This is a genomic window from Pseudomonas jessenii, assembly GCF_002236115.1.
Lineage (GTDB): Bacteria > Pseudomonadota > Gammaproteobacteria > Pseudomonadales > Pseudomonadaceae > Aquipseudomonas > Aquipseudomonas jessenii.
In genome coordinates this window covers 274,743-301,303 of sequence record NZ_NIWT01000010.1, presented here as the reverse complement: position 1 = coordinate 301,303, position 26,561 = coordinate 274,743, and the positions used below count along the sequence as shown (strand labels likewise).

20 protein-coding genes are annotated in these 26,561 nt (G+C 60.9%); 11 read left to right on the top strand and 9 right to left on the bottom strand.

Going from position 1 to position 26,561, the window contains the following annotated elements:
* Window positions 1-18 precede the first annotated feature (18 nt).
* The 4 genes from PSJE_RS29855 to bfr all read left to right on the top strand — a co-directional run bounded on the left by PSJE_RS29855 (window position 19) and on the right by bfr (window position 3,754).
* The gene (locus tag PSJE_RS29855) at window positions 19-1,020 is read left to right on the top strand and encodes a DNA-directed RNA polymerase subunit alpha (RefSeq protein WP_007970428.1); all 1,002 of its coding nucleotides are present in this window, start codon (window positions 19-21) and stop codon (window positions 1,018-1,020) included.
* Between the two features lie 42 nt (window positions 1,021-1,062).
* Window positions 1,063-1,449: a 50S ribosomal protein L17 gene (gene rplQ / locus PSJE_RS29850; protein WP_007970429.1), complete on the top strand. Its 387-nt coding sequence runs from the start codon at window positions 1,063-1,065 to the stop codon at window positions 1,447-1,449.
* A gap of 237 nt (window positions 1,450-1,686) precedes the next feature.
* On the top strand, window positions 1,687-3,141 hold the full coding sequence (locus PSJE_RS29845; protein WP_090451699.1) for a catalase: 1,455 nt from the start codon (window positions 1,687-1,689) through the stop codon (window positions 3,139-3,141).
* Window positions 3,142-3,289: 148 nt separating this feature from the next.
* Window positions 3,290-3,754, top strand: a complete 465-nt coding sequence (bfr, locus tag PSJE_RS29840) for a bacterioferritin (protein ID WP_008053867.1) — start codon at window positions 3,290-3,292, stop codon at window positions 3,752-3,754.
* Window positions 3,755-3,819: 65 nt separating this feature from the next.
* On the opposite strand, the gene uvrA is transcribed toward bfr, so the two are convergent.
* Window positions 3,820-6,654 carry an excinuclease ABC subunit UvrA gene (uvrA, locus tag PSJE_RS29835; RefSeq protein WP_057713101.1) on the bottom strand — a complete coding sequence of 945 codons (2,835 nt, stop codon included), beginning with the start codon at window positions 6,652-6,654 and terminating at the stop codon, window positions 3,820-3,822.
* A gap of 191 nt (window positions 6,655-6,845) precedes the next feature.
* Here uvrA and PSJE_RS29830 point away from each other — a divergent pair, with 191 nt between their 5' ends.
* The 3 genes from PSJE_RS29830 to PSJE_RS29820 all read left to right on the top strand — a co-directional run bounded on the left by PSJE_RS29830 (window position 6,846) and on the right by PSJE_RS29820 (window position 9,805).
* Window positions 6,846-8,243 (top strand): MFS transporter, encoded by a 1,398-nt coding sequence (locus tag PSJE_RS29830; RefSeq protein WP_090451697.1) that lies wholly within the window; start codon window positions 6,846-6,848, stop codon window positions 8,241-8,243.
* A 9-nt stretch (window positions 8,244-8,252) separates the two neighbouring features.
* Complete coding sequence (locus PSJE_RS29825; protein ID WP_007984430.1) at window positions 8,253-8,771, top strand: single-stranded DNA-binding protein; 519 nt, start codon at window positions 8,253-8,255, stop codon at window positions 8,769-8,771.
* Between the two features lie 161 nt (window positions 8,772-8,932).
* Entirely contained in the window at window positions 8,933-9,805 is an 873-nt protein-coding gene (locus PSJE_RS29820; protein ID WP_090451695.1) for an AraC family transcriptional regulator, read from the top strand.
* Window positions 9,806-9,835: 30 nt separating this feature from the next.
* Here the strand turns inward: PSJE_RS29820 and PSJE_RS29815 are convergent, their stop codons facing one another.
* Together PSJE_RS29815 and PSJE_RS29810 are read right to left on the bottom strand one after the other, a co-directional pair.
* Window positions 9,836-10,336: a YkgB family protein gene (locus tag PSJE_RS29815; protein ID WP_057713104.1), complete on the bottom strand. Its 501-nt coding sequence runs from the start codon at window positions 10,334-10,336 to the stop codon at window positions 9,836-9,838.
* 221 nt (window positions 10,337-10,557) lie between these two features.
* On the bottom strand, window positions 10,558-11,118 hold the full coding sequence (locus PSJE_RS29810; RefSeq protein ID WP_057713105.1) for a cysteine hydrolase family protein: 561 nt from the start codon (window positions 11,116-11,118) through the stop codon (window positions 10,558-10,560).
* A gap of 101 nt (window positions 11,119-11,219) precedes the next feature.
* On the opposite strand from PSJE_RS29810, the gene PSJE_RS29805 reads away from it, so the two are divergent.
* From PSJE_RS29805 to PSJE_RS29795, 3 genes are all read left to right on the top strand, one after another.
* On the top strand, window positions 11,220-12,212 hold the full coding sequence (locus PSJE_RS29805) for a GlxA family transcriptional regulator (RefSeq protein WP_090451693.1): 993 nt from the start codon (window positions 11,220-11,222) through the stop codon (window positions 12,210-12,212).
* A gap of 300 nt (window positions 12,213-12,512) precedes the next feature.
* Window positions 12,513-13,622: a DUF3182 family protein gene (locus PSJE_RS29800; protein WP_090451691.1), complete on the top strand. Its 1,110-nt coding sequence runs from the start codon at window positions 12,513-12,515 to the stop codon at window positions 13,620-13,622.
* The gene (locus PSJE_RS29795; protein WP_057713108.1) at window positions 13,612-14,370 is read left to right on the top strand and encodes an alpha/beta hydrolase family protein; all 759 of its coding nucleotides are present in this window, start codon (window positions 13,612-13,614) and stop codon (window positions 14,368-14,370) included. Before PSJE_RS29800 ends, PSJE_RS29795 begins: the two co-directional genes overlap by 11 nt.
* Window positions 14,371-14,509: 139 nt before the next feature.
* Here PSJE_RS29795 and PSJE_RS29790 read toward each other — a convergent pair whose 3' ends face one another.
* The 5 genes from PSJE_RS29790 to PSJE_RS29770 all read right to left on the bottom strand — a co-directional run bounded on the left by PSJE_RS29790 (window position 14,510) and on the right by PSJE_RS29770 (window position 19,583).
* On the bottom strand, window positions 14,510-15,496 hold the full coding sequence (locus PSJE_RS29790; protein WP_090451689.1) for a lysylphosphatidylglycerol synthase domain-containing protein: 987 nt from the start codon (window positions 15,494-15,496) through the stop codon (window positions 14,510-14,512).
* Window positions 15,483-16,775: a cardiolipin synthase ClsB gene (gene clsB, locus PSJE_RS29785; RefSeq protein ID WP_090451687.1), complete on the bottom strand. Its 1,293-nt coding sequence runs from the start codon at window positions 16,773-16,775 to the stop codon at window positions 15,483-15,485. Before clsB ends, PSJE_RS29790 begins: the two co-directional genes overlap by 14 nt.
* A complete protein-coding gene (locus tag PSJE_RS29780) occupies window positions 16,772-17,569 on the bottom strand; it encodes an endonuclease/exonuclease/phosphatase family protein (protein ID WP_057713111.1) in 798 nt (265 codons plus the stop codon). Before PSJE_RS29780 ends, clsB begins: the two co-directional genes overlap by 4 nt.
* Window positions 17,566-18,168, bottom strand: a complete 603-nt coding sequence (locus PSJE_RS29775; protein WP_090451685.1) for a DUF72 domain-containing protein — start codon at window positions 18,166-18,168, stop codon at window positions 17,566-17,568. Before PSJE_RS29775 ends, PSJE_RS29780 begins: the two co-directional genes overlap by 4 nt.
* A 203-nt stretch (window positions 18,169-18,371) precedes the next feature.
* Complete coding sequence (locus PSJE_RS29770; protein ID WP_090451683.1) at window positions 18,372-19,583, bottom strand: MFS transporter; 1,212 nt, start codon at window positions 19,581-19,583, stop codon at window positions 18,372-18,374.
* A 231-nt stretch (window positions 19,584-19,814) separates the two neighbouring features.
* On the opposite strand from PSJE_RS29770, the gene PSJE_RS29765 reads away from it, so the two are divergent.
* A complete protein-coding gene (locus tag PSJE_RS29765) occupies window positions 19,815-21,944 on the top strand; it encodes a mechanosensitive ion channel family protein (RefSeq protein WP_090451682.1) in 2,130 nt (709 codons plus the stop codon).
* A 152-nt stretch (window positions 21,945-22,096) separates the two neighbouring features.
* On the opposite strand, the gene PSJE_RS29760 is transcribed toward PSJE_RS29765, so the two are convergent.
* On the bottom strand, window positions 22,097-26,413 hold the full coding sequence (locus PSJE_RS29760; RefSeq protein ID WP_090451680.1) for a DEAD/DEAH box helicase: 4,317 nt from the start codon (window positions 26,411-26,413) through the stop codon (window positions 22,097-22,099).
* Window positions 26,414-26,561: the final 148 nt, after the last annotated feature.

Below are 26,561 nucleotides of genomic sequence, written 5' to 3'. Positions count from 1 at the left end.
TAGAAAATAGGTGCATCCATGCAGATTTCGGTAAATGAGTTCCTGACACCCCGCCACATTGATGTGCAGGTTGTCAGTCCAACCCGCGCCAAGATCACTCTCGAGCCTCTCGAGCGTGGCTTTGGCCATACCCTGGGCAACGCGCTGCGCCGCATCCTGTTGTCCTCAATGCCCGGCTGTGCAGTAGTCGAGGCCGAGATTGACGGTGTGCTCCACGAGTACAGCGCCATCGAAGGTGTACAGGAAGACGTAATTGAAATCCTGTTGAACCTTAAAGGTCTGGCTATCAAGCTGCACGGTCGTGACGAAGTTACGCTGACCTTGTCGAAGAAGGGTTCGGGGGTGGTTACCGCTGCCGATATTCAGCTGGATCATGATGTCGAGATCGTTAATCCCGATCACGTAATCGCTAACCTGGCGTCTAACGGCGCCCTGAACATGAAGCTCGTAGTAGCTCGTGGTCGTGGTTATGAACCGGCAGACTCGCGTCAGAGCGATGAAGACGAAAGCCGCAGCATCGGTCGCTTGCAGCTTGACTCTTCGTTCAGCCCGGTTCGCCGTATCGCATACGTGGTGGAAAACGCCCGTGTCGAGCAGCGTACTAACCTGGACAAGCTGGTTATTGATCTGGAAACCAACGGTACTCTGGATCCTGAAGAGGCAATTCGCCGCGCTGCAACCATCCTGCAACAGCAGTTGGCTGCGTTCGTCGACCTCAAGGGTGACAGTGAGCCAGTGGTTGTCGAGCAGGAAGACGAGATCGATCCGATCCTGCTTCGCCCGGTTGACGATCTGGAACTGACTGTACGTTCGGCTAACTGCCTTAAGGCGGAAAACATCTACTACATCGGTGACCTGATTCAGCGTACCGAAGTAGAGCTGTTGAAGACTCCGAACCTGGGCAAGAAATCCTTGACTGAAATCAAGGACGTTCTGGCCTCCCGCGGTCTGTCCCTCGGCATGCGCCTCGACAACTGGCCGCCTGCAAGTCTTAAGAAGGACGACAAGGCGACTGCCTGATCGTCGTAATCACCGAACGTAGTGTTTGGTAAGGAATGAACCATGCGTCATCGTAAAAGTGGTCGTCACCTGAGCCGCACCAGCTCGCACCGCAAGGCCATGTTCCAAAACATGGCGGTGTCGCTGTTCGAGCACGAGCTGATCAAAACTACTCTGCCAAAAGCTAAAGAACTGCGCCGCGTTGCCGAGCCGCTGATCACTTTGGCCAAGACAGATAGCGTTGCTAACCGCCGTCTGGCTTTCGACCGTACTCGTTCGAAAGCTATCGTTGGTAAGCTCTTCAACGACCTGGGCAAGCGTTACGCTACCCGTGAGGGTGGCTACCTGCGCATCCTCAAGTGCGGTTTCCGCGCTGGCGACAACGCGCCTATGGCGTACGTCGAGTTGGTTGATCGTGCTACTGCTGGCGAAGCTGTATCTGCCGAGTAAGACGTCAGTCTGAAACAAAGAACCGGGCCTAGTGCCCGGTTTTTTGTGCCTGTAAGAAACGCGCCCTCTGTACAAGCGTTTCCCGCGTCCTCGTCGTCATTATGTGATGGGGATGATCATTAGTTTTTATCTATCGATGTCTGCAAGTTAATGAATTTGTAGCTGTCATATTGATGATCAATACTCCCTCTCAGCCGATAGCCGGCAGTTCAAGACCGACAGAGGAAGGAAGATCGCATGAGCCAAAACAAAACGCTTACCACCGCCAGTGGCGCTCCTGTTGCCGATAACCAGAATTCCCGTTCCGCCGGCCCTCGTGGCCCGCTGCTGCTCGACGACTTTCACCTGATCGAGAAGCTTGCCCACTTCAACCGTGAAAACATCCCTGAGCGCCGTGTACACGCCAAAGGCTCGGGTGCCTACGGTACGTTCACCGTGACGCGCGATATCACTCAATACACCAGCGCGAAGCTGTTTGAGACAGTCGGCAAGCAAACCCCGACTTTCCTGCGGTTTTCCACCGTGGGCGGTGAGCGGGGTTCGGCTGATACCGAGCGTGATCCGCGTGGGTTCGCCTTGAAGTTTTATACCGAGGAAGGCAACTGGGACATCGTCGGCAACAACACCCCCGTGTTCTTCATTCGCGATCCACTGAAGTTCCCGGACTTTATCCACACCCAGAAGCGTTTGCCGCAAAGCAACCTGAAGAGTGCCCAGGCGATGTGGGACTTCTGGTCGCATTCGCCCGAGGCGCTGCACCAGGTCACCATCCTGTTCTCCGACCGGGGTATCCCTGATGGATACCGTCACATGCATGGCTTCGGCAGCCACACTTACAGCCTCATCAACGCTCAAGGTGAGCGTCACTGGGTGAAGTGGCACTACAAGACCAGGCAGGGGATCAAGAACCTTGCTCCAGCGGAGGCAGCGCGCCTGGCGGGCACTGATCCGGATTACGCCCAGCGCGACCTGTTCAATGCCATCGAGCAGGGTGATTTCCCGAAATGGCGCGTATGCATCCAGATCATGAGCGAAGCTCAGGCAGCGGCGCACTACGAGAACCCCTTTGATGTCACCAAGACCTGGTCGCAGAAAGAGTTTCCACTGATTGAGGTCGGAGAGCTGGAGCTCAATCGCAATCCGCTGAACTACTTTGCTGAAGTCGAGCAAGCGGCATTCGGTCCCAGCAACATGGTCCCAGGTGTTGGCTTATCGCCTGACCGCATGCTGCAAGGTCGAGTATTCGCTTACGCGGATGCTCACCGCTACCGTGTTGGCACCAATCACCAGCAATTGCCGGTTAATGCGCCTCGCAGTCCGGTGAACAGCTACCAGCGTGATGGTTCGATGGCGTTTGGCAGTAACGGCGGTGCGGCACCAAACTACGAGCCGAACAGCTACGTTGAGTCGCCGAAGCAAGCGCCTCGCTATGCAGAGCCGCCATTGGCACTGAGCGGTGCGGCTGATCGTTACGATCACCGCGAGGATACCGACTACTACAGCCACGCCGGCGCGTTGTTTCGCTTGATGACTGGGGAGCAGCAATCATTGCTGGTTAGCAGCATCGCCGGTGCGATGGCGGGTGTATCGAGTGATGTGGTTGATCGCCAGTTGCAGCATTTCTACAAGGCTGACCCGGCGTATGGAGAAGCAATCGCAAAGCTGCTCAACGTACAGCTTAACGAAGTCTAAATGAGAAGCAGAACCGCCCTTGTTTGGGCGGTTTTTGCGTTATTTCAGCCAGTTTTCTCAGAATATCTTCGCTTTTATTGCGTCTTGCGAGTGACGATAAGGGCATGTTGGTTCAAACTACAATTTTAAAGCAGGGAGATGTAGGGCGATGCAAGGCCACCCAGATGTGATCGATTACCTCAACACGTTGCTGACCGGCGAACTGGCCGCGCGTGATCAATATTTCGTCCACTCGCGGATGTATGAGGACTGGGGTTTCACCAAGCTCTACGAAAGAATCAACCACGAGATGGAAGAGGAAGCAGGGCACGCTGATGCCCTGATGCGCCGGATTCTGATGCTCGAAGGCACGCCGCGCATGCGTCCGGACGATCTCGACGTCGGCACCACGGTGACAGAGATGCTCGAAGCGGATTTGCGCTTGGAATACAAGGTACGGGCTGCGTTGTGCAAGGGCATCAAGCTCTGCGAACAACACAAGGACTACGTCAGCCGCGAAATGCTGCGGGTTCAATTGCATGACACCGAAGAAGATCACACCTACTGGCTCGAGAAGCAGTTGGGTCTGATCAAGTTGATCGGGCTAGAGAACTACCTGCAATCCCACACCTGATTGCTGCGAATACAAAAAAGCCCCTGTCACTGATGAAGTGACAGGGGCTTTTTCATGGGGGCCGGTCAAGCCCGATCGCGCTCCAGCAGCGGTTTGAGGTAGTAACCGGTATGGGATTGCTTCATCTCTGACACTTCTTCCGGGGTGCCGACGGCAATGATCTGCCCGCCCTTGGAACCACCCTCCGGCCCCAGGTCCACCAGCCAGTCAGCGGTCTTGATCACGTCCAGGTTGTGTTCGATCACCACCACGGTGTTGCCGTGGTCGCGCAGGCGATGCAACACGTCCAGCAGTTGCTGGATATCCGCGAAGTGCAGACCGGTGGTGGGTTCGTCGAGGATGTACAGGGTCTTGCCGGTATCGCGCTTGGACAGCTCGCGGGACAGTTTCACCCGTTGGGCTTCACCGCCGGACAGCGTGGTCGCCGATTGCCCCAGCTTGATGTACGACAGGCCGACGTCCATCAATGTTTGCAGCTTGCGCGCCAGGGCCGGTACGGCATCGAAGAACACCCGTGCTTCCTCGATCGTCATCTCGAGGGTTTCGTGGATGCTCTTGCCCTTGTACTTGATCTCAAGGGTTTCGCGGTTGTATCGCTTGCTCTTGCACACGTCGCAGGGCACGTAGATGTCCGGCAGGAAGTGCATCTCGACCTTGATCAGGCCGTCGCCCTGACAAGCTTCGCAGCGGCCACCCTTGACGTTGAAGGAGAAACGCCCCGGACCGTAGCCCCGGGAGCGGGACTCCGGTACGCCGGCGAACAACTCGCGGATCGGCGTGAACAAACCGGTGTAGGTCGCCGGGTTGGAGCGCGGTGTACGGCCGATCGGGCTCTGGTCGATGTCGACGACCTTGTCCAGGTGCTCCAGGCCCTTGATGCTGTCGTGTACGGCCGCTTCGAGGGTAGTGGCGCCATTCAGCGCCGTGGCGCTCAAAGGGAACAGGGTGTTGTTGATCAGCGTCGACTTGCCGGAGCCGGACACGCCGGTCACACAGGTCAGCAGGCCGATCGGAATCTCCAGGTCGACATTGCGCAGGTTGTTGCCACGCGCGCCCTTGAGCGACAGCGTCAGCTTCTTGTTGCGCGGTGTACGTTTGGCCGGGACTTCGATCTTCACTCGGCCCGACAGGTATTTACCCGTCAGCGAGTCCGGGTGAGCCATGACCTCGGCCGGTGTGCCTTCGGCGACGATATGCCCGCCGTGCACGCCAGCGCCCGGGCCGATGTCCACCACGTAGTCGGCCAGGCGGATCGCGTCTTCGTCGTGCTCGACCACGATCACCGTGTTACCGATATCGCGCAGGTGCTTGAGGGTGCCCAGCAGCCGGTCGTTATCGCGCTGATGCAGACCGATGGAGGGTTCGTCGAGGATGTACAGGACGCCCACCAGGCCGGCGCCAATCTGGCTCGCGAGACGAATACGCTGGGCCTCGCCACCGGACAAGGTGTCCGCGCTGCGATCCAGCGACAGGTAGTCGAGGCCGACGTTGACCAGGAACTGCAGGCGCTCGCGGATTTCCTTGAGGATCTTGTCGGCAATTTCGCCACGTCGTCCGGTGAGCTTGAGCCCGCCAAAATAATCGGACGCATCGCCGATCGGCAGGTTGGTCACTGCCGGCAGGGTTTTCTCGCCGACCCACACATGCCGCGCTTCACGCCGCAGGCGGGTACCACGGCAATCCGGGCACGACTGGGTGCTGAGGAACTTGGCCAGTTCTTCGCGCACCGATGCCGATTCGGTTTCGCGGTAACGGCGTTCCAGGTTCGGCACGATGCCTTCGAACGGGTGCGAGCGTTTGACGATATCGCCACGGTCGTTCAGGTATTTGAAGTCGACGTTTTGCGAACCACTGCCGTGCAGGATGAATTTCTGCTGATCGGCCGGCAATTCGTTGAACGGAACTTCCAGGCTGAATTTGTAGTGCGAGGCCAGCGAGCCGAGCATCTGGAAGTAATAGACGTTACGCCTGTCCCAGCCACGAATCGCCCCTTCGGCCAGGGTCAGTTCGCCATTGACCAGGCGCTTGATGTCGAAGAACTGCTTCACCCCCAGACCATCGCAGGTCGGGCAAGCGCCGGCCGGGTTGTTGAAGGAGAACAGCTTGGGTTCCAGTTCGCTGATCGCGTGGCCGCAGATCGGGCAGGCGAAGCGTGCGGAGAAGATCATCTCTTCACCCGGCTCGTCGTCCATCGGCGCCACCAGGGCGATGCCGTCCGCCAGTTTCAGCGCGGTCTCGAAGGATTCGGCCAGGCGTTGTTGCAGGTCGGCGCGAACCTTGAAGCGGTCGACCACGACATCGATGGTATGTTTTTTCTGCTTGTCGAGCTTGGGAGCTTCGTCCAGCTCATAGAGCTTTCCATTGATTCTGGCGCGGACAAAACCCTGCGCGCGCAGCTCTTCGAAAACCGACAGGTGCTCGCCTTTGCGCTCGCGGATGACCGGCGCCAACAGCATCAGCTTGCTGCCCTCCGGTTCGGCGAGGACCAGGTCGACCATCTGGCTGACGGTCTGCGCTTCAAGCGGGATGTCGTGATCCGGGCAACGGGGAATACCCACACGTGCATAAAGCAGGCGCAGGTAGTCGTAGATTTCGGTGATAGTGCCGACCGTCGAGCGCGGGTTGTGCGAGGTCGACTTCTGTTCGATGGAGATCGCCGGCGACAGGCCTTCGATGGTGTCGACGTCGGGCTTTTCCATCATCGACAGGAACTGCCGGGCGTAGGCCGATAGCGATTCGACGTAGCGGCGCTGACCTTCGGCGTACAGGGTATCGAAAGCCAGGGACGACTTGCCGGAGCCGGACAGGCCGGTGATGACGATCAGCTTGTCCCGTGGCAGGGTCAGGTCGATGTTCTTCAGGTTGTGGGTTCGAGCCCCACGAATCAGGATCTTGTCCAAGGTGGCCTCGCTCGGCGGGCGTCGAAAACGTAGGAGTATACGGCCAAATACTGGATGGATGCACACTATCGAATGCTGCTATTGCTGCCTTGCATGAAAGCTCTGTCATCTACACGCGTCAAAGCGTCGCGATATACCCTGCCAATCGATGGGACTGGTAGAATCGCCGCCGGTTCACATGAGGTTTTTCCATGCACGATCCCCACAGCGAGCGCATGAGCGGCAGCGAGACCCGCGCGGCAAGCGGTCTGGCCCTGGTGTTCGCCTTCCGTATGCTTGGCATGTTCATGGTGTTGCCGGTTTTGGCGACCTATGGGATGGACCTGGCCGGAGCCACGCCGGCCCTGATCGGTCTGGCGATTGGCGCTTATGGCCTGACCCAGGCAGTTTTCCAGATTCCTTTCGGTTTCATTTCCGACAGGATCGGTCGCCGCCCGGTGATTTACCTGGGCCTGATCGTGTTTGCCCTCGGCAGTCTGCTGGCGGCCAATGCCGATTCGATCTGGGGCGTGATCGCCGGGCGAATCCTGCAAGGTGCCGGGGCGATTTCAGCCGCGGTCATGGCCTTGTTGTCAGACCTGACCCGGGAGCAGCATCGGACCAAAGCCATGGCCATGATCGGCATGACCATCGGTCTGTCGTTCGCCGTCGCCATGGTGGTCGGCCCGTTGCTGACCCGCGCTTTTGGTCTGTCCGGGTTGTTCCTCGCCACGGGCGGCATGGCGCTGCTCGGCATTGTGATCGTCATGTTCATGGTGCCGCGCTCTACCGGGACATTGCAGCATCGCGAGTCCGGTGTTGCGCGCCAGGCATTGATGCCGACGCTCAAGCACCCGGACCTGCTACGGCTGGACCTGGGTATTTTTGTGTTGCACGCGATGTTGATGTCCAGCTTCGTCGCCTTGCCGCTGGCGCTGGTCGAGAAAGCCGGGCTGCCCAAAGAGCAGCACTGGTGGGTGTACCTGACCGCGTTGCTGATTTCTTTCTTCGCCATGATCCCGTTCATTATCTACGGCGAGAAGAAACGCAAAATGAAACGAGTTTTACTCGGCGCCGTCGTGACGCTGATGTTCACTGAGCTATTCTTCTGGCAGTTCGGCGACAGCTTGCGGGCTCTGGTGATCGGTACGGTGGTGTTCTTCACCGCGTTCAATCTGCTGGAAGCTTCGTTGCCATCGCTGATCAGCAAGGTTTCACCGGCCGGCGGCAAGGGCACGGCGATGGGGGTTTATTCCACCAGCCAGTTCCTCGGGTCGGCATTGGGCGGCATTCTTGGCGGTTGGCTGTTCCAGCATGGCGGTCTGTCGGTTGTGTTCCTCGGATGCGCCGGTCTGGCTGCCCTCTGGCTGGCCTTTGCTGTTACCATGCGCGAACCTCCCTACGTCACGAGCCTGCGCTTGCCGTTGTCGCCCGAGGCGATCCGCGAAGCGGGTCTGGTCGAGCGCCTGAAGGCGGTCGTAGGGGTAACAGATGCAGTCATCGTCGCGGAAGAGGCGGCGATTTACATCAAACTGGACACCGAACTATTGGATCGCACCACCCTTGAGCGCCTGGTGAACAACCCGGCCGGGGCAGCGTGCGTAGCCTAGGAGAACGTTATGGCCCGTGGGGTTAACAAAGTCATATTGGTCGGCACTTGCGGCCAGGATCCCGAAGTTCGCTACTTGCCTAACGGTAACGCCGTGACCAACCTGAGTCTGGCGACCAGCGAACAGTGGACCGACAAGCAAACCGGTCAGAAAGTTGAAAAGACCGAATGGCACCGTGTGTCGATGTTCGGCAAGGTTGCAGAAATCGCTGGCGAATACCTGCGTAAAGGTTCTCAGGTCTACATCGAAGGCAAGCTGCAGACCCGCGAGTGGGAAAAAGACGGTATCAAGCGTTACACCACCGAAATCGTGGTCGACATGCAAGGCACCATGCAACTGCTGGGCGGCCGTCCACAGGGCGACCAGCAAGGCCAGGGCGGTGGTAACAACTACCAGCAGTCCGCGCCACGCCAGCAGGCTCCACGTCCACAGCAGTCGGCGCCGCAACAGTCGCGCCCGGCTCCACAGCAGGCCGCTCCTCAGCCGGCTCCGGATTTCGACAGCTTTGATGACGATATCCCGTTCTGATTCTTTCACCAAAGAATAGAGCCTGAAAAAGCCCGGCCTCCCTATGAATGCCGGGCTTTTTGCATTTTACCTGGGCATTCCTCGCCGGGATCGAGGATCGTCCAGCCGTCAGCGCGCAGTGATACTCTGCTATGGGTCCAGACCCTGTGCAGAGTTGCCCTATGGATCGCCTGTCTACGTTGTTGTCACAGTTCGGCGTGCGCGCGAACCTGTTCTACAGCGGCATGCTTTGCGGCGTGGCGTCCTACGATGGCGCCGACCAGCGCGGTCATATTCACTTGTTGCAGGCCGGCTCTGTCACTTTGAAAGGCCCAGGGAGGAGTGAGTTGTTGATCACTCGCCCCAGCCTGATTTTCCTGCCGCGCCCCAGTCGACATCAGCTCATCGCCAGTGAGACTGAAGGTGCTCAGCTGTTATGTGCGTCGATGCTGTTCGATGGCGGCGCCAGCAATCCGATATCTGCTTCGCTCCCCGATCTTCTGGTGTTGCCCCTGGATGAGCTGCCGTTGCTGGCCGACACCCTGAGATGGCTGTTCGGTGAAGCTGGCGCTGGCCATTGCGGCAGGGAGGCCGTGCTTGATCGTTTGTTCGAACTGTTGATCATCCTGCTGTTCCGGCATTTGCTCGACCACCATCAGTTGAGCACCGGCATGATGGCCGGGTTGGCCGATGTGCGGCTGTCGCGCTCGCTGATACAGATGCACAACCAACCTCAGCGGGCCTGGTCAGTGGCCGAGTTGGCAAATGAATCGAACATGTCCCGCGCCGCTTTTGCGGTGCATTTCCGCGCGGTCCTGGGGCAAACACCGTTGGATTATCTTCTGAGCTGGCGGATCAGTCTGGCGCAGAAGCGCCTGCGGGAGGGGCGGCCGATTACGCTGATCGCCGATGAGGTGGGCTATGAAAGTCCGTCGGCCCTTGCCCGTGCGTTTCGCCGCAAGACCGGCTGCAGTCCACGGGACTGGATGAAATCCCTGGCCCTTGAGGGCCGCGTACTGGCGGGTGATGGCGATGACCTGAATGCATCGAGCTGATTCAGGCCATCGGCGGGTGAAGTTGTCAGCTCAAGGGGTTTCCAGTCGGGTCAGCGAATGGCCCGCCACGAACAGGGAGGCGGCAAGCAAGCCGATGTCCTTGAGCAGGAACTGGCCTGGCGCGACCGAAATGGCCGGGAAACCAAGGCCGGGCTCAATCACGCCGGGGGTCGAGAACATAAAGCTCAAGGTGGTGAAAAACAGCCCGGCCGACAAGGCGCCCCCGATCAAGGAAAGCTTTGGCGACAGCAGGCGACCCGCAATCAGTACACCGATGGAGATCTCCAGAACGCCAAGCAAACTGGAAAACAGATCGACACTGAAAATGTTATAGACCCATCCCAGGAAGGGACTGTTGCTCACCAGCGGCACCAGCCCCTCTGCTTCATAGTGGGTGAATTTCATTCCCCCGAACCAGAAGTAGATAACGGCGAGGGCGAAGTAAATGCCGTAGGTCCCTAGCGCCATGGTGGTGAGTCCGAGGGATGTTTTTTTCGACAGGCTGTCAGTGCTGATATTCATGCTGTTCATTGTTCAGGCTTCCAGTGAGTTATCCAGAAAGTGGCATGGGTGAAAGCAACATCCCCCGCGTATGCGTTGGGAGTGGAGTGATTGTTGGCTTCTGCATGACTTTTCAGGATTCTGGCGGTATTGCGTTTGATGCAGATCGTCCAGACTCACCGGCAATTAAAAGCCCATGGCAGGTGAGGCCATGGGCTTTTTCATTTTTGCTGTCTTGTCCCGAATAAGGTTTACAGCTTCCGGCTTCTTGTCAGGTACTCGTTGGTCGAGACCACGCTGGCATAGGCAAACGCCAGGGCCGCCATGAACGCCGCATGAACTTGCGCCGCCGGAACCGTCACGCCATTGAACTCCAGGTCACGGGTGGCGCAGGCGTCGTGGATCACGGTGACCGTATAACCAAAATCCGCCGCCGCCCGGGTGATGCCGTCGACGCACATGTGGCTCATGCTGCCCACGACCACCAGTTCCTTGATGCCTTGTTCGTCGAGGATCGATTTCAGTTCGGTTTCGCGGAACGAGTTGACGAAGTGTTTGAGCACCACCGGTTCGTCGGCACGGTTGAGCACTTTCGGGTGCAACTTCGCGCCCTCGGAGTTCGGGGTGAAAAACGGCGCATCTTCAGAGGTGAATTCGTGGCGAATGTGCACCACTGAATCCCCTGCGTCGCGGAAGGCCTTGATCAGGCGTACGGCGTTGTCGGCGGCGGCGTCGGCACCGACCAGCGGCCACTTGCCTTGGGGGAAGTAGTCGTTCTGGATATCGACTACGATGAGCGCTTGCTTGGCCATGACTGTTTCCTCGAAGTGTGTGTTGGTGTGGAATGAAGTATTGGCTCTGGCAGGCGATCCGAGGATTGGCCGCACCGACAATAGAAGGGGGAAAACTGACAATGGACGCAGAAAGGGCAATCGCCGAACTCGGTGTACTGATCTATCCCGGCGCGCAGATGGCGGCGGTGCATGGTTTGACGGATTTGTTCGGGGTGGCCAACCGGATCGCCGCCGAACATCAGTCTGTGCAGTTGCCGCTGTTGCGGGTCAGCCATTGGCAGGTCGAGAGTGATCAGGCGCCGGTTCGGGTCTTCGACAGCCATCCTGGCCTGGAGCGCGCCCTGGTGGCCGTGTTGATTCCGCCGTCGATCGGCGGTTTTTCCGAAGGCCAGGCGCCAAAGGGATTGATTCGCTGGTTGCGTGAGCAACATGCCAGCGGCGCGACACTGGGCGGGGTTTGCGTGGGCTCTATCCTGTTGGCCGAAAGCGGTCTGCTCGACGGTCGTAGCGCCACCACTCACTGGACCTCGGCCAAAGCTTTCGCCGAACGTTATCCGGCGATCCGGCTCAAGGCCGATACGCCGATTGTCGATGACGGCGACCTGATTACCACCGCCGGGCTGATGGCCTGGTCGGAACTGGGTCTGCGCCTGGTCAACCGGTTGCTGGGGCCGAGCATCGCCACCAACACCGCGCGTTTTCTGGTGGTGGAACACAGCGATAGCGCCAGTGAGTGCGGCAGCAACTTTGCGCCGATCCTCAGTCATGGCGATGCGACGATCCTCAAGGTGCAACACTGGCTGCAAAGTACCGGAGCGACCGATGTGTCGCTGGCGGCGATGGCCGAAAAGGCAGGGCTGGAAGAACGCACCTTCCTGCGACGCTTTCGCGCGGCCACCGGGCTCAAACCCACCGAATACTGCCAGCACCTGCGAGTTGGCAAGGCCCGGGAAATGCTTGAGTTCACCAACGGCACCATCGACCACATCGCCTGGACCGTGGGTTATCAGGACCCCGGGGCGTTTCGCGCAACGTTCAGGAAAATCACCGGGTTGGCGCCGAGTGATTATCGGACACGGTTTGGGGTGAACTCTGGATCGGTCCCACGGTAGTCGCATCACCTCGATTCCCTGTGGGAGCGAGCTTGCTCGCGATAGCTGTGTGTCTGCTACATAAATGTTGAATGTCATTCCCTCATCGCGAGCAAGCTCGCTCCCACAGGGTCGGGCGTGCGGGCTGGAATCGTGCAAAATGCCGGAGTATCAAAGGGCGTCGTGCAGAATAAAACAGGCCACATGCCATCACTTCCTGCGCAACGGGCTGATTTAAAACCCCTTTTCCCTCAACGGGCCTTGGCCTGATCTCTGCACCCCTTCAGCTACATTCATCAAACGTCGATTGAAGGGGGATGCATGACCCCGGCAAACCGCAGGAAACTGGTGGTCGCCCATTCGGTGCTCGCCGACGCGCCAGTGCATGAAGTTGAAACCAACCGCGCACTGGCCCGCTGGCTGGCGCAGATACTGGGGCTCAACTACGGCGGCAGCTACGACCCGCAACTGCATGCAGGGCGAGACCTCTACCTGTTGCCGACCCAGACCCTTGTGGGCGCTGCGGCTGCCCGGCAACTGGGGGTCAAGGGCCCGGAGGATTTGTGGGGCGGTTATGTCGACCACGACTTCATCTGCACCAAAGCCATCAGTCACGGATTGCTCAACCACCATGCCCATGCGCCGCGAGGCTGGGCTCCGTTGTTTTCCGAGCGGGTGCGCAGCGTGGTGCTCGACGGTCTCAGCGTGTTCTCCCTGAAGGATGCGCGCCCGGCGGCGGAGCATTTGCTGTACACCGGGCCGATCCGCCTGAAACCGATTCATGCCTGTGCCGGACGTGGTCAGGAAGTGATCAAAAGCCTCGAAGAGTTCGATGAGCTGCTTGCCCAGCCCGAGGCCGAGGCGATGTTCACCGAAGGCGTGGTGCTCGAACAGGACCTGGACCAGGTGATTACCCACAGCGTCGGCCAGAGTTTTATCGGCGCAAAGGTACTCAGTTACTGCGGTGATCAATACTTGACCGAGGACGCTCAGGGTGAACAGGTGTATGGCGGGTCCAACCTGCTGGTGGTGCCAGGCGGCTATGACGAATTGTTGAAGCTGGATCTGCCGGAAGACGTGCAACTGGCGATCCGCCAGGCACAGGTGTTCGACAGCGCGGCGGATGAAGCCTACCCAGGTTTCTATGCCTCGCGGCGCAACTACGACATCGCCCAGGGCGTCGGCAGCGATGGCCGGCCACGCAGCGGTGTGCTCGAACAGTCCTGGCGCATGGGCGGTGCCAGCAGCGCCGAGGTCGCGGCCTTGCAGAATTTCGTCAACGATCCGGGGATATGCGCGATTCGTGTGTCTTCGGTGGAAACCTACATCGACCAGCCGCTGCCGGCGGACGCCATCGAGGTGTACCGCGGGCCGGCGCAGGCCAGTGACTTTCTCCTCAAGTACGTGACGGTTAAACCCTATGACGGCTAGAAGCGAATCCATTCAGATCGACATCGACGACGAACAGATGAGCGGGACCTTCCTGAGTCCCAAATCGAAAGTCCCCGGCGTGCTCTTTGTGCACGGTTGGGGCGGCAGCCAGGAGCGGGATCTGGAACGCGCCAAAGGTATCGCCGGGTTGGGGTGCGTGTGCCTGACCTTTGACCTGCGCGGGCACACCGGTGGCACCGGCATTCCATTGTCCCGGGTGACCCGGGAAGACAATTTGCGCGACCTGCTGGCGGCCTATGACCGCTTGCTCGCGCACCCGGCCCTCGATACCTCGGCGATTGCCGTGGTCGGCACCAGTTACGGGGGTTATCTGGCCTCGATTCTGACCTCGCTGAGGCCCGTGCGCTGGCTGGCGCTGCGGGTGCCGGCGCTGTATCGAGACGAGCAATGGCACGCGCCGAAACGCGACCTGGACAAGCTGGATCTGCGTGATTACCGAAGCACCCTGGTGCGTGCCGACAGCAATCGTGCCTTGCACGCCTGCTCGCAATTCACCGGGGATGTCCTGTTGGTGCAGTCCGAGACCGACGACTACGTGCCCCATTCGACGATCATGAGTTACCGCGCGGCGTGCCAGCAGACTCACTCGCTGACCCATCGCATTATCGATGGCGCCGACCATGCGCTGAGCGACCCGGTTTCGCAGCAGGCCTACACCTCGATCCTTGTCGGCTGGATTACCGAGATGGTAGTGGGGGAGCGTTTGAGCATTATTCAATCATCCTGATATTGGGGTGTTCTTGCGGGCCCCTTCGCGGGCAAGCCCGCTCCCACAAGGATCGAGGGTGTACATGGAATCTGCATCCACCAACAGGCACTGTGGGAGCGGGCTTGCCCGCGAAGGCGTCCTCACAACCAGCACAAAATCACTTGGGTTTCTTCGCAATCCGCAATGACTTGGCCTTGGCTTCCACCAGCAGGTACATCACCAGGGCAATCAACAACGGCAGGATGAAATATATCGCTCGATAGGCCAGCAGTCCCGCCACCAGGCTGCCCCGCGAAGCCTCGTGTTGCAGCAGCGCCACAAACACGGCTTCCAGCACGCCGAGCCCGGCCGGGATGTGAGTGATGACCCCGGCGATGGCGCTGATCAACAGCACACCCAGCACCAGTGGATAGTCCAGTTTGTTCGGTAGCAAGGTGAAGATCACCGCTGCCATCAGCGACCAGTTCAGGGCACCGAGGGCCAGTTGCAGCACGGCCATGCGCGGCGACGGCAGGTCAATCTCCACACCACGAATCACCCACTCCCGACGTTTGGCAAACCGGCACGCCACCAGGTATCCGGCGCTCAGCAGCAATAACAAAACCCCCACGCCTTGCAGCGCGCTACTGCTGAGCTTCCACCCCGGCGGCATGCGCACCAGCCCGCTGCTGAACATGGCGCCGGCAATGACCATGTAACCGAACCAGTTGGTCGCCAGGCTCAGACCGAGGATTTTCGCGATGTTGCTCTTGCTGACCCCGAGCCGCGAATACAACCGGTATCGCATGGCGATGCCACCGACCCAGGCGCTCAGGTTCAGGTTGAAGGCGTAGCTGATGATCCCCACGGGCAGAATCTGCTTCCAGGTCAGGTTCTGGCGGATGTAGGTGCGGCCGATCAGGTCGAAGCAGGCGTACACCAGAAAACTCACCAGGGTCAGCCCCGAGGCAATGATCAGTGTGCGCACCTTGAAATCGGCCAGGGTATCGAACACTTCGTACCATTCGATGCGCTGGGCGAGCATCGTGAAGAGCACGATCAGCATCAGGAAAAACAGCATCGTCAGCGGTCGTTTCCAGCGGTTCCAGTGCGCCTTTCCAGGGCTTTTGGCGTGAGTTGCCGTGTGGGGCTCAGTGCGGTTCATGGTCAGCGGCCCCGGTCGGAGGAGGAATGTGTTTCAGGCGAGGTTTATGCGCCGGCAACCAACCGGCCCACGCCGGGAAATGCCGCAAGCAGTGAAACACCAGAAAACCGACGGTCATGTGCCAGACACGCCCGCGTGGCGCGATGTCGTGAGACATGACCTTGCAATGGTTGTCGCTGAGGTCTTCCAGGCGATCGAACAGAACTCGATTGAAGCCACGGTCGCGGATCAGTACGTTGGCCTCCAGGTTCATCGACAGGCTCAACGGGTCTAGGTTGCTGGAGCCTACGGTGCTCCAGTCTTCATCCACCAGTGCGACCTTGCCGTGCAGCGGACGGTCGCAATATTCGTAGATCTTCACCCCGGACTTGAGCAGGTAATCGTAGGTCATGCGCGCCGCAAGCCTGGCCACCCGCATGTCTGGCTGGCCCTGCAGGATCAGCCGCACATCCACCCCTCGGCGGGCCGCGTTGCGGATCTCGCGCAACAAGCGGAACCCTGGAAAGAAGTAGGCGTTGGCGATCACCACCCGGCGCTGCGCCTGGCGCAATACCTGGCGGTAAACCTCCTCGATGTCGGTCTGGTGTTCCCCGTTGTCGCGGTACACCAGCCGCACCTGACCATCGTGATCGCTGAAGGCCAGTTCCGAACGCCGCTGCCGACGGCGGTGCCACCAGTATTTGGCGCGCGCCGGGCGACCGCATTGCAGCAGGGCAAAGTGATGGATGTCGGCAACGGCCGGACCCTGAACTTCTACGGAATAATCCTGTTTGGCCTCGGGGCCGAAGTCGGCCAGATGATCGGCGGAAAAATTGATCCCGCCGACGAACGCGACGGTGCCATCGACCACCACGATCTTGCGGTGCAGGCGCCGGAACCAGTTGGTGCGGATGCCCAGGCGTTTCGGTGCCGGATCGAATATTTGCAGGTGCACGCCGGCCGCGGTCAGGGCGTTCAGGAACCCGGTACTCAGTTCGCCGCAGCCGAAGCCGTCGAGGCTCACGGTGATGCGCACGCCACGCTGGGCGGCTTCGATCAGAATCTGTTGCAGCTCATTGCCGACCTTGTCCTCGAACAGAATGAAGGTCTCCAACAGGATTTCATTTTGCGCCCGGCGCAGGGCTTCAAACACCCGGGGAAAATACGCCTCGCCATTTTCCAGCAACTCGACCCGATTGCTGCCTTGCCAGCCGTATTCGACATCGACCGCTGTCGGCTCGCGGGTGGGCGGAGCGGGGATGTGTTCCAGCGTGTTTTTTTCCATCAACTGGCTGCTCATAGCTCGATCTCCACCGACAGCGGGGCGTGGTCGGAAAGGTGCGACCAGGGCCGGGAGGTCAGCACTTGCGGATGGCTGGCCTTGAGGTTGCGTACGTAGATGCGGTCCAGGCGCAATGCCGGCAAGCGCGCGGGGAAACTGCGCGCCGGTTTGCCATGGTGCTCGGCGAAGACTTCGCGCAAACCGCTGGGTGTGAGCAATGCATCGGCGCGCTGGCGCCAATCGTTGAAGTCCCCGGCGACAATCACCGGGGCGTCGCCGGGCAGGGCGTCCAGGCGCTGGGCGAGCAGCTTCAGTTGCGCGGTGCGATGGGTTTCGCGCAGCCCCAGATGCACGCAAATCGCATGTACCTCCTGGCCGTCACCGGGCAAGCGCAATACGCAATGCAAAAGCCCGCGGTTCTCGTGGCCGCTGATGGACACGTCGAGGTTGTCGTGGCGGATGATCTGGAACTTCGACAGCAGCGCATTGCCGTGATCGCCCGCCGGATACACCGCATTGCGGCCATAGGCGAACTGCGGCCACAGGCTGTCGGCAAGGAATTCGTATTGCGGCATCGCCGGCCAGTTGGTGTAGCGCCTGGGATGCTGTTCGTGGGTGCCGTGGACTTCCTGCAAAAACACCACATCGGCAGACACGCTGCGCACCGCTTCACGCAGTTCCGGCAGGATGAAGCGCCGGTTGAGTGCGGTGAAACCTTTATGGGTGTTGACCGTCAGCACGGTGAAGCGTTGCACTGTCGTGTTGATGGGGGTCTGCTCGTCCGTGACGCCGACCGGCTCTGGAATGCTCATGGCAACACGCCCTCGGCCGCTGGCTCACCGGGGACGGTGGCGAGGTTTTTTTCGAGGTGCAGGCGTTGCAGCAAGTGGCGTGCATCAAAGGGGGCGCGGACTTTGATGTCGTTATCGAAATAGCAGAACACCTCCCGGGATTTGCACGCCTTTGGCTTCTGCCGGGGTGCGATCAATTGTGGATTATCCGGTTGTTGGCCGTGATGCCAGGCTTCGATTCGTTCGCCCCAGCGTTTTAGTGCCTGCGGGGTGTAACCGCTGGCATAGAGTGCTTCGGCGCCATGCAGACGCAGGTAGACGAAATCGCTGGTGATGTCTTCGCGATACGGCCATTTACCTGCGGTGTCGGCGATGACCAGGGCCGTGTTGTAGCGCTTGAGCAAGCGGACGAACAGCGGATCGACAAAGCTGTCATGGCGGATTTCCACGGCATAGCGTTCGGGGCGCTGCAGTGCGTAGAACGATCCATTGATTTCGATGCTGTTGACCGCCCGCGAGGCGAATTGCAATTCGCGCTTGTGGGTCAGGCCAATGGGGTAGAAGTCTCCCCGCCAGGGCGTGTAGCGCCAGCCTGAAATACCGATATGAATCGCCGCCATGTCGCCTCCGGACTACCTACCCATGTCTTTGGGTGACTGCGCTGCGGCGGCAAAAGTTTCGATGGGGCTACGGACGGTAAATTTTCTACGGAACAACACCGAACAAGTGTGGGAGCGAGCTTGCTCGCGATGGCGGTTTATCAGTCACATCCATGTTGAATGGACCGCCGTCATCGCGAGCAAGCTCGCTCCCACAGGGGTTATCAGTGGGCAGTAATAACGCGGGCAGAGTCCTCAGCTGGTTCGGCGAACACTGGGCCGAGGCGATCAAGACGTCCACTCCACGCGGTCAATGCCAGCGCCACCAACACCACCAGGCCACCGATCCATGCAGTGTGAATCAACCCCATGTGGGCGACGATCAGGCCACCGCCCCACGCGCCACCGGCAATGCCGAGGTTGAACGCCGCGATGTTCAGGCCGGACGCCACGTCCACCGCCTGCGGGGTGTGATGCTCAGCCTGACGCACCACATACACCTGCAACCCCGGCACGTTGCCGAATGCCACGGCGCCCCAGACCAGCACGGTGGCCAGCGCGAGCCAAGGATTACCGGCGGTGAAAGTCAGCAGGAACAACACGGCGGCGAGCAGGGCAAAGATGATTTTCAGGGCGCTGATCGGGCCGCGCTTGTCCGCCAGTTTGCCGCCCCAGATGTTGCCGACGGCCACGGAGATGCCGTAGACCAGCAACACCAGGCTGACGGTGCTGGCGCTGAAGCCGGAGAGGTCCTGAAGAATCGGCGCGAGGAAGGTAAAGGCAATGAACGAGCCGCCGTAGCCGACGGCCGTCATCGCATACACCAGCAGCAGGCGTGGTTGCTTGAGCACCTGCAATTGCTGCAACAGTGATGCGGGTTTGCTGTGGGCGATGTTTTTCGGCACGTAGATCAAGCTGCCGATGAAGGCGATCACGCCCAAGGCCGAAACGGCGAGGAAGGTTTCACGCCAGCCGAAATGCTGGCCGATGAATGTCCCCAGCGGCACGCCGGTGACCAGCGCCACGGTCAGGCCGGTGAACATGATGGCAATCGCGCTGGCGGCTTTTTCCTTCGGCACTAGACTGGTGGCGATGGTCGAGCCGATCGAGAAAAACACCCCGTGGGCCAGGCCGGTGACGATCCGTGCGAGGATCAACGACTCGTAACTCGGTGCTTGCCACGCCAGCAGGTTACCGAGGGTGAACAGCACCATCAGCGACAACAGCAGCAATTTGCGCGGAACCTTGCCGGTGAGGGCGGTCAGCACCGGGGCGCCGACGGCAACGCCAAGGGCATACAGGCTGACCAGCAGGCCGGCGGATGGCAGACTGACGCCGAGGTCGGCGCCAATGGTGGGTAACAGGCCAACGATGACGAACTCGGTCGTCCCGATGGCAAAGGCGCTGAGGGTCAGCGCGAGCAAGGCAATGGGCATGGCTGCAACTCCGGTGGATTCATTCGATGGAGCGCAGTGTCGTGGTTCGGGTCGTGCGGAAAAATACAGGGACGAGCATTTGATATTTGCCTTGGGCGCAAAGATCGCGAGCGCGAGTGTTAGTCTGTGGCACAGGAAGGCATCGCCGTCCTGCTATCTGCGGGCAATATCCGAACTTGCCCGACATTTCTCGATCAGTTCCTTACCGACACAGCCAAAGGAGCGGGTGTTTTGATCAGGCTCAAGACCGCGATACTGCTGGGAGCGTTGCTGTTTGTGGGTAGCGAGCAACTGGAAGCCGCCGCGATACCGGGGCTGCCGACCACCGCGACCGCCGCGACTCCGCCGGCCCATCCCGAACCGCTGGTGCAAGGCGGATTACTGGGGGCCATCAGTTCAAGCATCGACGAGGTCCAGACCAAACTCGATCTCAACGAAAACTTCCTCGACGTCTGGCGCCTGCGTGCCGACCTCGCGGCCGATGAAGTGGATCAGTTGGTCAATAAGCCATCGGCCCGTTCGCCCTGGCGCGTCGCCGGCGATTTCCTGCTGCTGACCTGCGTGTGGGCGGCCGTGTTTGCCTGTCTTTGGCTGCTTGGGCGGATGGTCGCCAGGCGCCTGTGCGAGCACCGTCTGCTGCTCAGTCGCGAACGGGGCCAGGCGTTGCTCGGTTACGTGTTGCCCTACACCCTTCCGGCGGTGATCAGTCTGCCGTTGACGATTTATGCCAGCCAGCTTTTGCCGATATCGGCGGGACGGGCGCTGGCGTTGTGTTTTGCCTATGCCACCAGTGCCGGGATCTTTGCCGCGTCATTGGTGCTGTCGCTGGTGGTGATGTTCAATGCCGGACACAAGCGGCGGGCGGTGCAGATTATTCGACAACACAGCCCACGACCGCTGTTCGGCATCGGTTTTCTGGTGGCCCTGAGCGATGCCCTGACCAGCCCGCAGATCGCCCATCAACTGGGCAGTAATCTCACCAGCAGCATCGCCGTGTTCACTGGATTGGCAGCGTCGATTTCCTTCGGCTTGCTGGTGATCCGCATGCGTCGCCCGGTCGCCCATGTGATCCGTATCCTGCCGCTGGCCCAGCGCCTCAGCCAGCCGGCGTTGCGTGAAACCCTGCGGATATTTTCCGGGCTCTGGTATTGGCCGATTCTGTTGATGGTACTGGTTTCGATCATCAACCTGATCGGCGCCGGGGTGGACAACCAGAGAGTGCTGCGCAGCGCCTTGTTCACCACGGTGCTGCTGATCGCCACGGTGTTTCTCAGCACCACGCTGCATCATCTGTTCAAGACGCGCAGCGAAGCGGACCTGCGCCGCGGCAGCGCCTACAAGGAGCGCTTTCTCAATTTGTCACATGCCTTGTTGCGCATCGCCATGGCCATCGTGTTCATCGATATCCTCGGGCGGATCTGGGGCGTGTCGCTGTTCGAATTCGCGGTGACCAATGCCGTGGGCCGGGCGATCAGTGATTCCCTGGGCCACATCGGTCTGATCCTGCTGGTGACCTGGATGGTCTGGGTGGTGCTCGACACGGCGATTCAGGAAGCCCTGAAACCGCCAACCAACAAGCGCTCGGCGCGCCAGCCGAGTACGCGGGTGAAAACCATCCTGCCGCTGCTGCGCAACGCGATCAAAATCATCCTGGTGGTGATTTGCGCGATCACCACCATGGCCAACCTGGGGATCAACGTCGCGCCATTCCTGGCAGGTGCCGGGGTCATCGGCCTGGCGATCGGTTTCGGCTCCCAGCAACTGGTGCAGGACGTGATCACCGGGCTGTTCATCATCATCGAAGACACCCTGTCCATCGGTGACTGGGTGGTGCTCGATTCCGGGCATGCCGGCACCGTCGAAGGCCTGACCATCCGTACCTTGCGCCTGCGCGATGGCAAGGGCTTCGTGCACTCGGTGCCGTTCGGGCAGATCAAGGCCGTGACCAACCAATCGCGGCAATTCGCCTATGCGTTTTTCTCGGTGCAGTTCACCTACGAAACCGATGTCGACAAGGCCATCGAGCTGATCCGCGAGGCCGGGCACTCCATCAGCAACGACCCGTTCCTGCGCTACAACCTGCAAGGGCCGCTGGATGTGTTTGGCGTCGACAAGATGGACCTCAACGGTGTGGTGCTGACCGCGCAATTCCGTACGGTGTCCGGTGGTCAATATGCGGTGAGCCGGGCTTTCAACCAACGTTTGAAAAAGCTTGTGGATAACTGTCCGTGGGTGAACTTCGCGCAAACTTATCCACAGCAGGCATTGGTGCCCAGGCATGCTGTCGAGCCACTGAAGGAGGGAGATACCGCACCGGAGCATTCGGCGGTGTTGATGCCGGAGCGGCCGCGGTCTCAATAGTCAGTTTTGTACTTGAGGCTTTCAGTGGCTGGTCTGGCCCCATCGCGAGCAAGCTCGCTCCCACAGGGGATCTTCTGTGATTACAAATTTTCGGCACAACAGAGATCACTGTGGGAGCGAGCTTGCTCGCGATGGGGCCGGTCCAGACGACATTAATGCCGGATAAGCTTACTACGCACTTCAGCCATCGCCCGTTCATCCAGCTCCAACCAGAACTGCTGCTTGCCGGCAATCTCGGCAGCAACCGCCAACCCGTCGCGATACACCAGCCGATTGCTCGCCAGTGCCGGGACTTTCGCGCCGGGCAATAGCGTGCCGGCGAGGTTCAGCGGATCGACCCCGCACACCGCGACCAGGCCCCCGTCATGAGGCCGACGCCGTACCTCCCGCAACAATGGAATCGCCTCAGGCAAGGCGAATTGCTCGCCCGCCAGGCCACTGACAAAACGCCCGCCACGAATCTCGCCGCGAGCCTCCAGGCGATGGAAAGTACGCAGCAGTTCGCGCCAGCTCGGCAGCCAGTCCGCCTCACGCTCCAGCAAACGCCAGAACACCACGCCGTAACGGCGCAGCAAGGTCATGGCGATGTGTTCCAGCGTTTCGGCCGGTGCTGGCGCGGGACGCTGGTTTTCCACTACCGGCGCGGCAGGCACGCGTCGCAACAGAGCCCAACGCCCGGCATCGTCCATGCCTCCGATGAATGCTCCGCGCCCACGCCGGCTGTTGCGTGGCTGGCGCTTGCTGGCCGGGGTGATCAGTGCACGCAACCCGGCGAAGCTGTCGGCGTTCACCAGCCCCGCGCCCACCAGTTCCTGCAGGGCGATTTCCAGTTCCGAACGCAGCAGATGGGCCTCATGGATCAGCTCATCGAAAAACAGCGCGCCGTGCTGGCTGAGGGCGGCGTGGACCTTTTGTGTTTTCGGCGACAGTTCGCTGACCGGCGTCTGTTCGGTCAAGCCGCTCCAGAGGCCGACCCGGTTGCGCGGCAGCAACAAAATCGGCGTGCTGCGCAGCGCGGTGCTGGCGCTTTTGTTGTGCGCAGTCAGGCGCGTCCACACCAGTCTGCCGCTGCGGCACAGCTCATCGAGCCAGGTCGGCGAGTAGTCCTTGATCCGCGCCGGCAGGATGTCGCTGTCCCAGGCTGAAGCGGCAGCAGGGTAGCCTTCCAATTGCGCGACGACGGCTGGCAGTACCGCGGCGCCCTGACCCTGGCTTGCGCTCGACACATGCTGCCAGTCGAACAGGAATCGCATGAAATCCTGCAACGCCACCGGTTCGATTTCCCGGCGCAGGCGCTTGACCGTATAGCGGTGAATCCGCGCCAGCAAATGCCGCTCGCACCATTCTTCCCGGGTGGCACCCGGGGTAAAGCGACCGCGCAGCACGTAGCCTTCGCGTTCCAGTTGCGCCAGGGCCTGGTTGACCTGCGCAGCGGGCAAGCCGAGTGGTTCGGCAATGCGATCGAGCGCCAGCGGCCCGAATGCACTGAGCCGCGCGCGGATCAGTTCGAGGATGGCGTCGTCGGCTTCCCAGACCTCGTCGAAGTCCGGCAGCGCTTGCAGCGACGGCGTCAGTTCGGCCTGTGGATAAATCGCCCGCAGGCAGGTCAGACGCTCCAGCGCCAGCCACAGCGATTGCCCGGCGTTGATCTGCAAACGGCTCGCGCGGCCGCTGTCGGCCAGGGTGTTGAGCCAGTCGAACCACTGCGGATTGGCGCCGGCCTCGGTATCGGTGATGCACGCCAGGCTCATCAAGGCCTCGTGCATTTCGTCGACCCCGCAAGGCACTGGCCAGGCTTCGTCGCGCACGGCGGCAATCGCCTCGGCGTCCAGGGCGCCGAGGTCGTCGGTGGATTGCGGGTCGCTCCAGCGCCGATTGAGCACTGCCTGGGTTCTACGTTCCTCCAGCGGCGCATCGTCGAGAAAGGTATAGGGCCGGGCGCTGAGAATCTCCGCCGCCAGCGGCGAGGGCGCAGGCAAGTCGCGGCTGATCAGGCGAATGTCGCCGCGTTCCATGCGCCGCAACAAGGCCAGCCAGCCTTGGCTGTCCATGGCATCGTGCAGGCAGTCGTCGAGGGTTTGCTCTACCAGCGGATGGTCGGGAATTTCCCGTTCGCCGGCGAGGTTTTCCACGCAGGCGATCTGATCGGGAAACACGCTGGCGATCAGGTCTTCGCTTTTCATCCGCTGGATTTGCGGCGGGACTTTACGCCCGCCGCTGTAGCGCGGCAGCGCCAGGGCCACGCCGGCATTCCAGCGCCAGCGCACGCCGAACAGCGGCGCGTCGAGCACGGCTTGAATCAGGATGTGTTCGGCACTGTTGCTGTGCAAGTAGCGCCAGACGTCGTCCAGTTCAAAACTGTGGCTGGTGGACAGCGACAGCACGATGGCGTCTTCGCTGGCGGCGGCCTGCAATTCGAAATTGAAGGTGCGACAGAAACGCTTGCGCAGGGCCAGGCCCCAGGCGCGGTTGATGCGGCTGCCGAACGGCGTGTGAATGACCAGTTGCGTGCCGCCGGACTCGTCGAAAAAGCGCTCCATCAGCAATGTGTCTTGGGATGGCAGGGCACCCAGCGTTTGCCGCGCACGGGCCAGGTAATCCACCAGTTGTTCGGCGCTGGCGATGTTCAAACCCAGGGTCTCGGTCAGCCAGTCGAGCGCTGGCTGCAAGTTACCTGGCGCAGCCCCCAGCAGGTCATCGAGTTGTGCCTGCAAGCGCGCCACCGCCGAGGACAATTCGGCACTGCGCCCCGGTGCTTCACCGAGCCAGAACGGAATGGTCGGCGGTTGGCCTTGGGCATCCTCGACCCGGACTTTGCCGGTTTCCACCCGCAGGATCCGATAGGACGTGTTGCCTAACTGGAAGATATCCCCGGCAATGCTTTCCACGGCGAAGTCTTCGTTGATGGTGCCGATGTTCAGCCCTTGAGGCTCCAGCAGCACGCTGTAGTCGGCGTTGTCCGGAATGGTCCCGCCACTGGTCACCGCCGTCAGTTTCGCGCCCCGGCGGCCGCGCAGGGTGCGGCTCACAGCGTCGCGATGCAGGTAGGCGCTACGGATGCCCTGACGACCGTTGTAACCCTCGGCGAGCATGTTCAGCAGCGCCTGGTAGTGTTTGTCGTCGAGTCCGGCGTAGGGCGAGGCGCGGCGCAGCATCTCCAGTAGCGCTTGTTCCGGCCACTCCTGGCAACTGACCTCGGCGATGATCTGCTGCGCCAGCACGTCCAGCGGCGCTTGCGGGATCAGCAAGGTATCGAGTTCGCCCCGGCGCACGCAGTCGAGCAGCGCGGCGCATTCGATCAGGTCGTCCCGGGTGGTGGCGAACAAACGGCCCTTGGGCGTGCCGCCGACCTGGTGCCCGGAACGGCCGACCCGCTGCAGAAACCCGGCAATCGAACGCGGCGAGGCGATCTGGCACACCAGGTCGACGTCGCCGATGTCGATCCCCAGTTCCAGCGACGCCGTGGCGATCAGCACTTGCAGGTCACCGCGCTTGAGTCGCTGCTCGGCGTCCAGGCGAAATTCCTTGGCCAGGCTGCCGTGGTGGGCGGCGACGGCATCCTTGCCCAGGCGCTCGCTCAGGTGCCGGCTCAGGCGTTCGGCCAGACGTCGAGTGTTGACGAAGATCAGCGTGGTCCGGTGTTCCCGGGCGAGGGCGGCGAGGCGGTCGTAGACCAACTCCCAGACATCGTTGGCCATCACGGCCGATAGCGGCACGGGCGGTACTTCGATGTCCAGGTCGCGGGGGCGGGCGTGGCCGATGTCGACGATCTCGCACGGGCGGTCGCGACCGACAAGGAAGCGCGAGACCGCTTCGATGGGCTTTTGCGTGGCCGACAGCCCGATGCGCAGCAGTGGCTCCGGGCAGAGGGCTTGCAGGCGTTCAAGGCTCAGTGCCAGGTGGCTGCCACGTTTGCTGGCAGCCATGGCGTGGATCTCGTCGACGATCACTGTTTGTGCGGTGCCGAGCATCTGCCGGCCAGAGTCGGAACCGAGCAGCACATACAGGGATTCCGGCGTGGTCACCAGAATGTGCGGTGCGGTCTTGCGCATTGCCGAACGATCTTTTTGCGGTGTGTCGCCGGTGCGCACGGCGGTGCTGATCTGCAGTTCGGGCAGGCCCATCACGCGCAATTGCTCGGTAATGCCGGCCAGCGGGTTTTGCAGGTTGATCTGGATGTCGTTGGACAGTGCCTTGAGGGGCGAGACGTAGACCACCAGGGTTGCGTCGGGCAAGCCTTCGGGGCTTTCCAGGCCGCGGTGCACCAGGTCATCGATGACGGCGAGAAAGGCGGTGAGGGTCTTGCCGGAACCGGTGGGCGCGGCGACCAGGGTCGAGCGGCGCTGGCGGATCAACGGCCACGCCCGGGCCTGGGCGGCGGTGACCGCCGGGAACGTGTGGCTGAACCAGGCGCTGACGGCAGGGTGGAAGCCGCTCAGGGCACTGTCTGCGGGAATGGGCAGGTTCATGCAGCAAGTTATGCGGGTGGGTGGGCCAAGATGCAAGTACCGCTTGGGGATCTCTGTTGACTGACAGGACCCCATCGCGAGCAAGCTCGCTCCCACAGAGGGGCGGCTTACACAAAACCATTGTGGGAGCTAGCTTGCTCCCACAGGG

Bases quoted from the DNA above. Each gene is read 5' to 3' on its own strand.
- PSJE_RS29855 (WP_007970428.1), top strand. From the start codon at position 19: ATGCAGATTTCGGTAAATGAGTTCCTGACACCCCGCCACATTGATGTG.
- rplQ (WP_007970429.1), top strand. From the start codon at position 1,063: ATGCGTCATCGTAAAAGTGGTCGTCACCTGAGCCGCACCAGCTCGCAC.
- PSJE_RS29845 (WP_090451699.1), top strand. From the start codon at position 1,687: ATGAGCCAAAACAAAACGCTTACCACCGCCAGTGGCGCTCCTGTTGCC.
- bfr (WP_008053867.1), top strand. From the start codon at position 3,290: ATGCAAGGCCACCCAGATGTGATCGATTACCTCAACACGTTGCTGACC.
- PSJE_RS29830 (WP_090451697.1), top strand. From the start codon at position 6,846: ATGCACGATCCCCACAGCGAGCGCATGAGCGGCAGCGAGACCCGCGCG.
- PSJE_RS29825 (WP_007984430.1), top strand. From the start codon at position 8,253: ATGGCCCGTGGGGTTAACAAAGTCATATTGGTCGGCACTTGCGGCCAG.
- PSJE_RS29820 (WP_090451695.1), top strand. From the start codon at position 8,933: ATGGATCGCCTGTCTACGTTGTTGTCACAGTTCGGCGTGCGCGCGAAC.
- PSJE_RS29815 (WP_057713104.1), bottom strand. From the start codon at position 10,336: ATGAACAGCATGAATATCAGCACTGACAGCCTGTCGAAAAAAACATCC.
- PSJE_RS29810 (WP_057713105.1), bottom strand. From the start codon at position 11,118: ATGGCCAAGCAAGCGCTCATCGTAGTCGATATCCAGAACGACTACTTC.
- PSJE_RS29805 (WP_090451693.1), top strand. From the start codon at position 11,220: ATGGACGCAGAAAGGGCAATCGCCGAACTCGGTGTACTGATCTATCCC.
- PSJE_RS29800 (WP_090451691.1), top strand. From the start codon at position 12,513: ATGACCCCGGCAAACCGCAGGAAACTGGTGGTCGCCCATTCGGTGCTC.
- PSJE_RS29795 (WP_057713108.1), top strand. From the start codon at position 13,612: ATGACGGCTAGAAGCGAATCCATTCAGATCGACATCGACGACGAACAG.
- PSJE_RS29790 (WP_090451689.1), bottom strand. From the start codon at position 15,496: ATGAACCGCACTGAGCCCCACACGGCAACTCACGCCAAAAGCCCTGGA.
- clsB (WP_090451687.1), bottom strand. From the start codon at position 16,775: ATGAGCAGCCAGTTGATGGAAAAAAACACGCTGGAACACATCCCCGCT.
- PSJE_RS29780 (WP_057713111.1), bottom strand. From the start codon at position 17,569: ATGAGCATTCCAGAGCCGGTCGGCGTCACGGACGAGCAGACCCCCATC.
- PSJE_RS29775 (WP_090451685.1), bottom strand. From the start codon at position 18,168: ATGGCGGCGATTCATATCGGTATTTCAGGCTGGCGCTACACGCCCTGG.
- PSJE_RS29770 (WP_090451683.1), bottom strand. From the start codon at position 19,583: ATGCCCATTGCCTTGCTCGCGCTGACCCTCAGCGCCTTTGCCATCGGG.
- PSJE_RS29760 (WP_090451680.1), bottom strand. From the start codon at position 26,413: ATGAACCTGCCCATTCCCGCAGACAGTGCCCTGAGCGGCTTCCACCCT.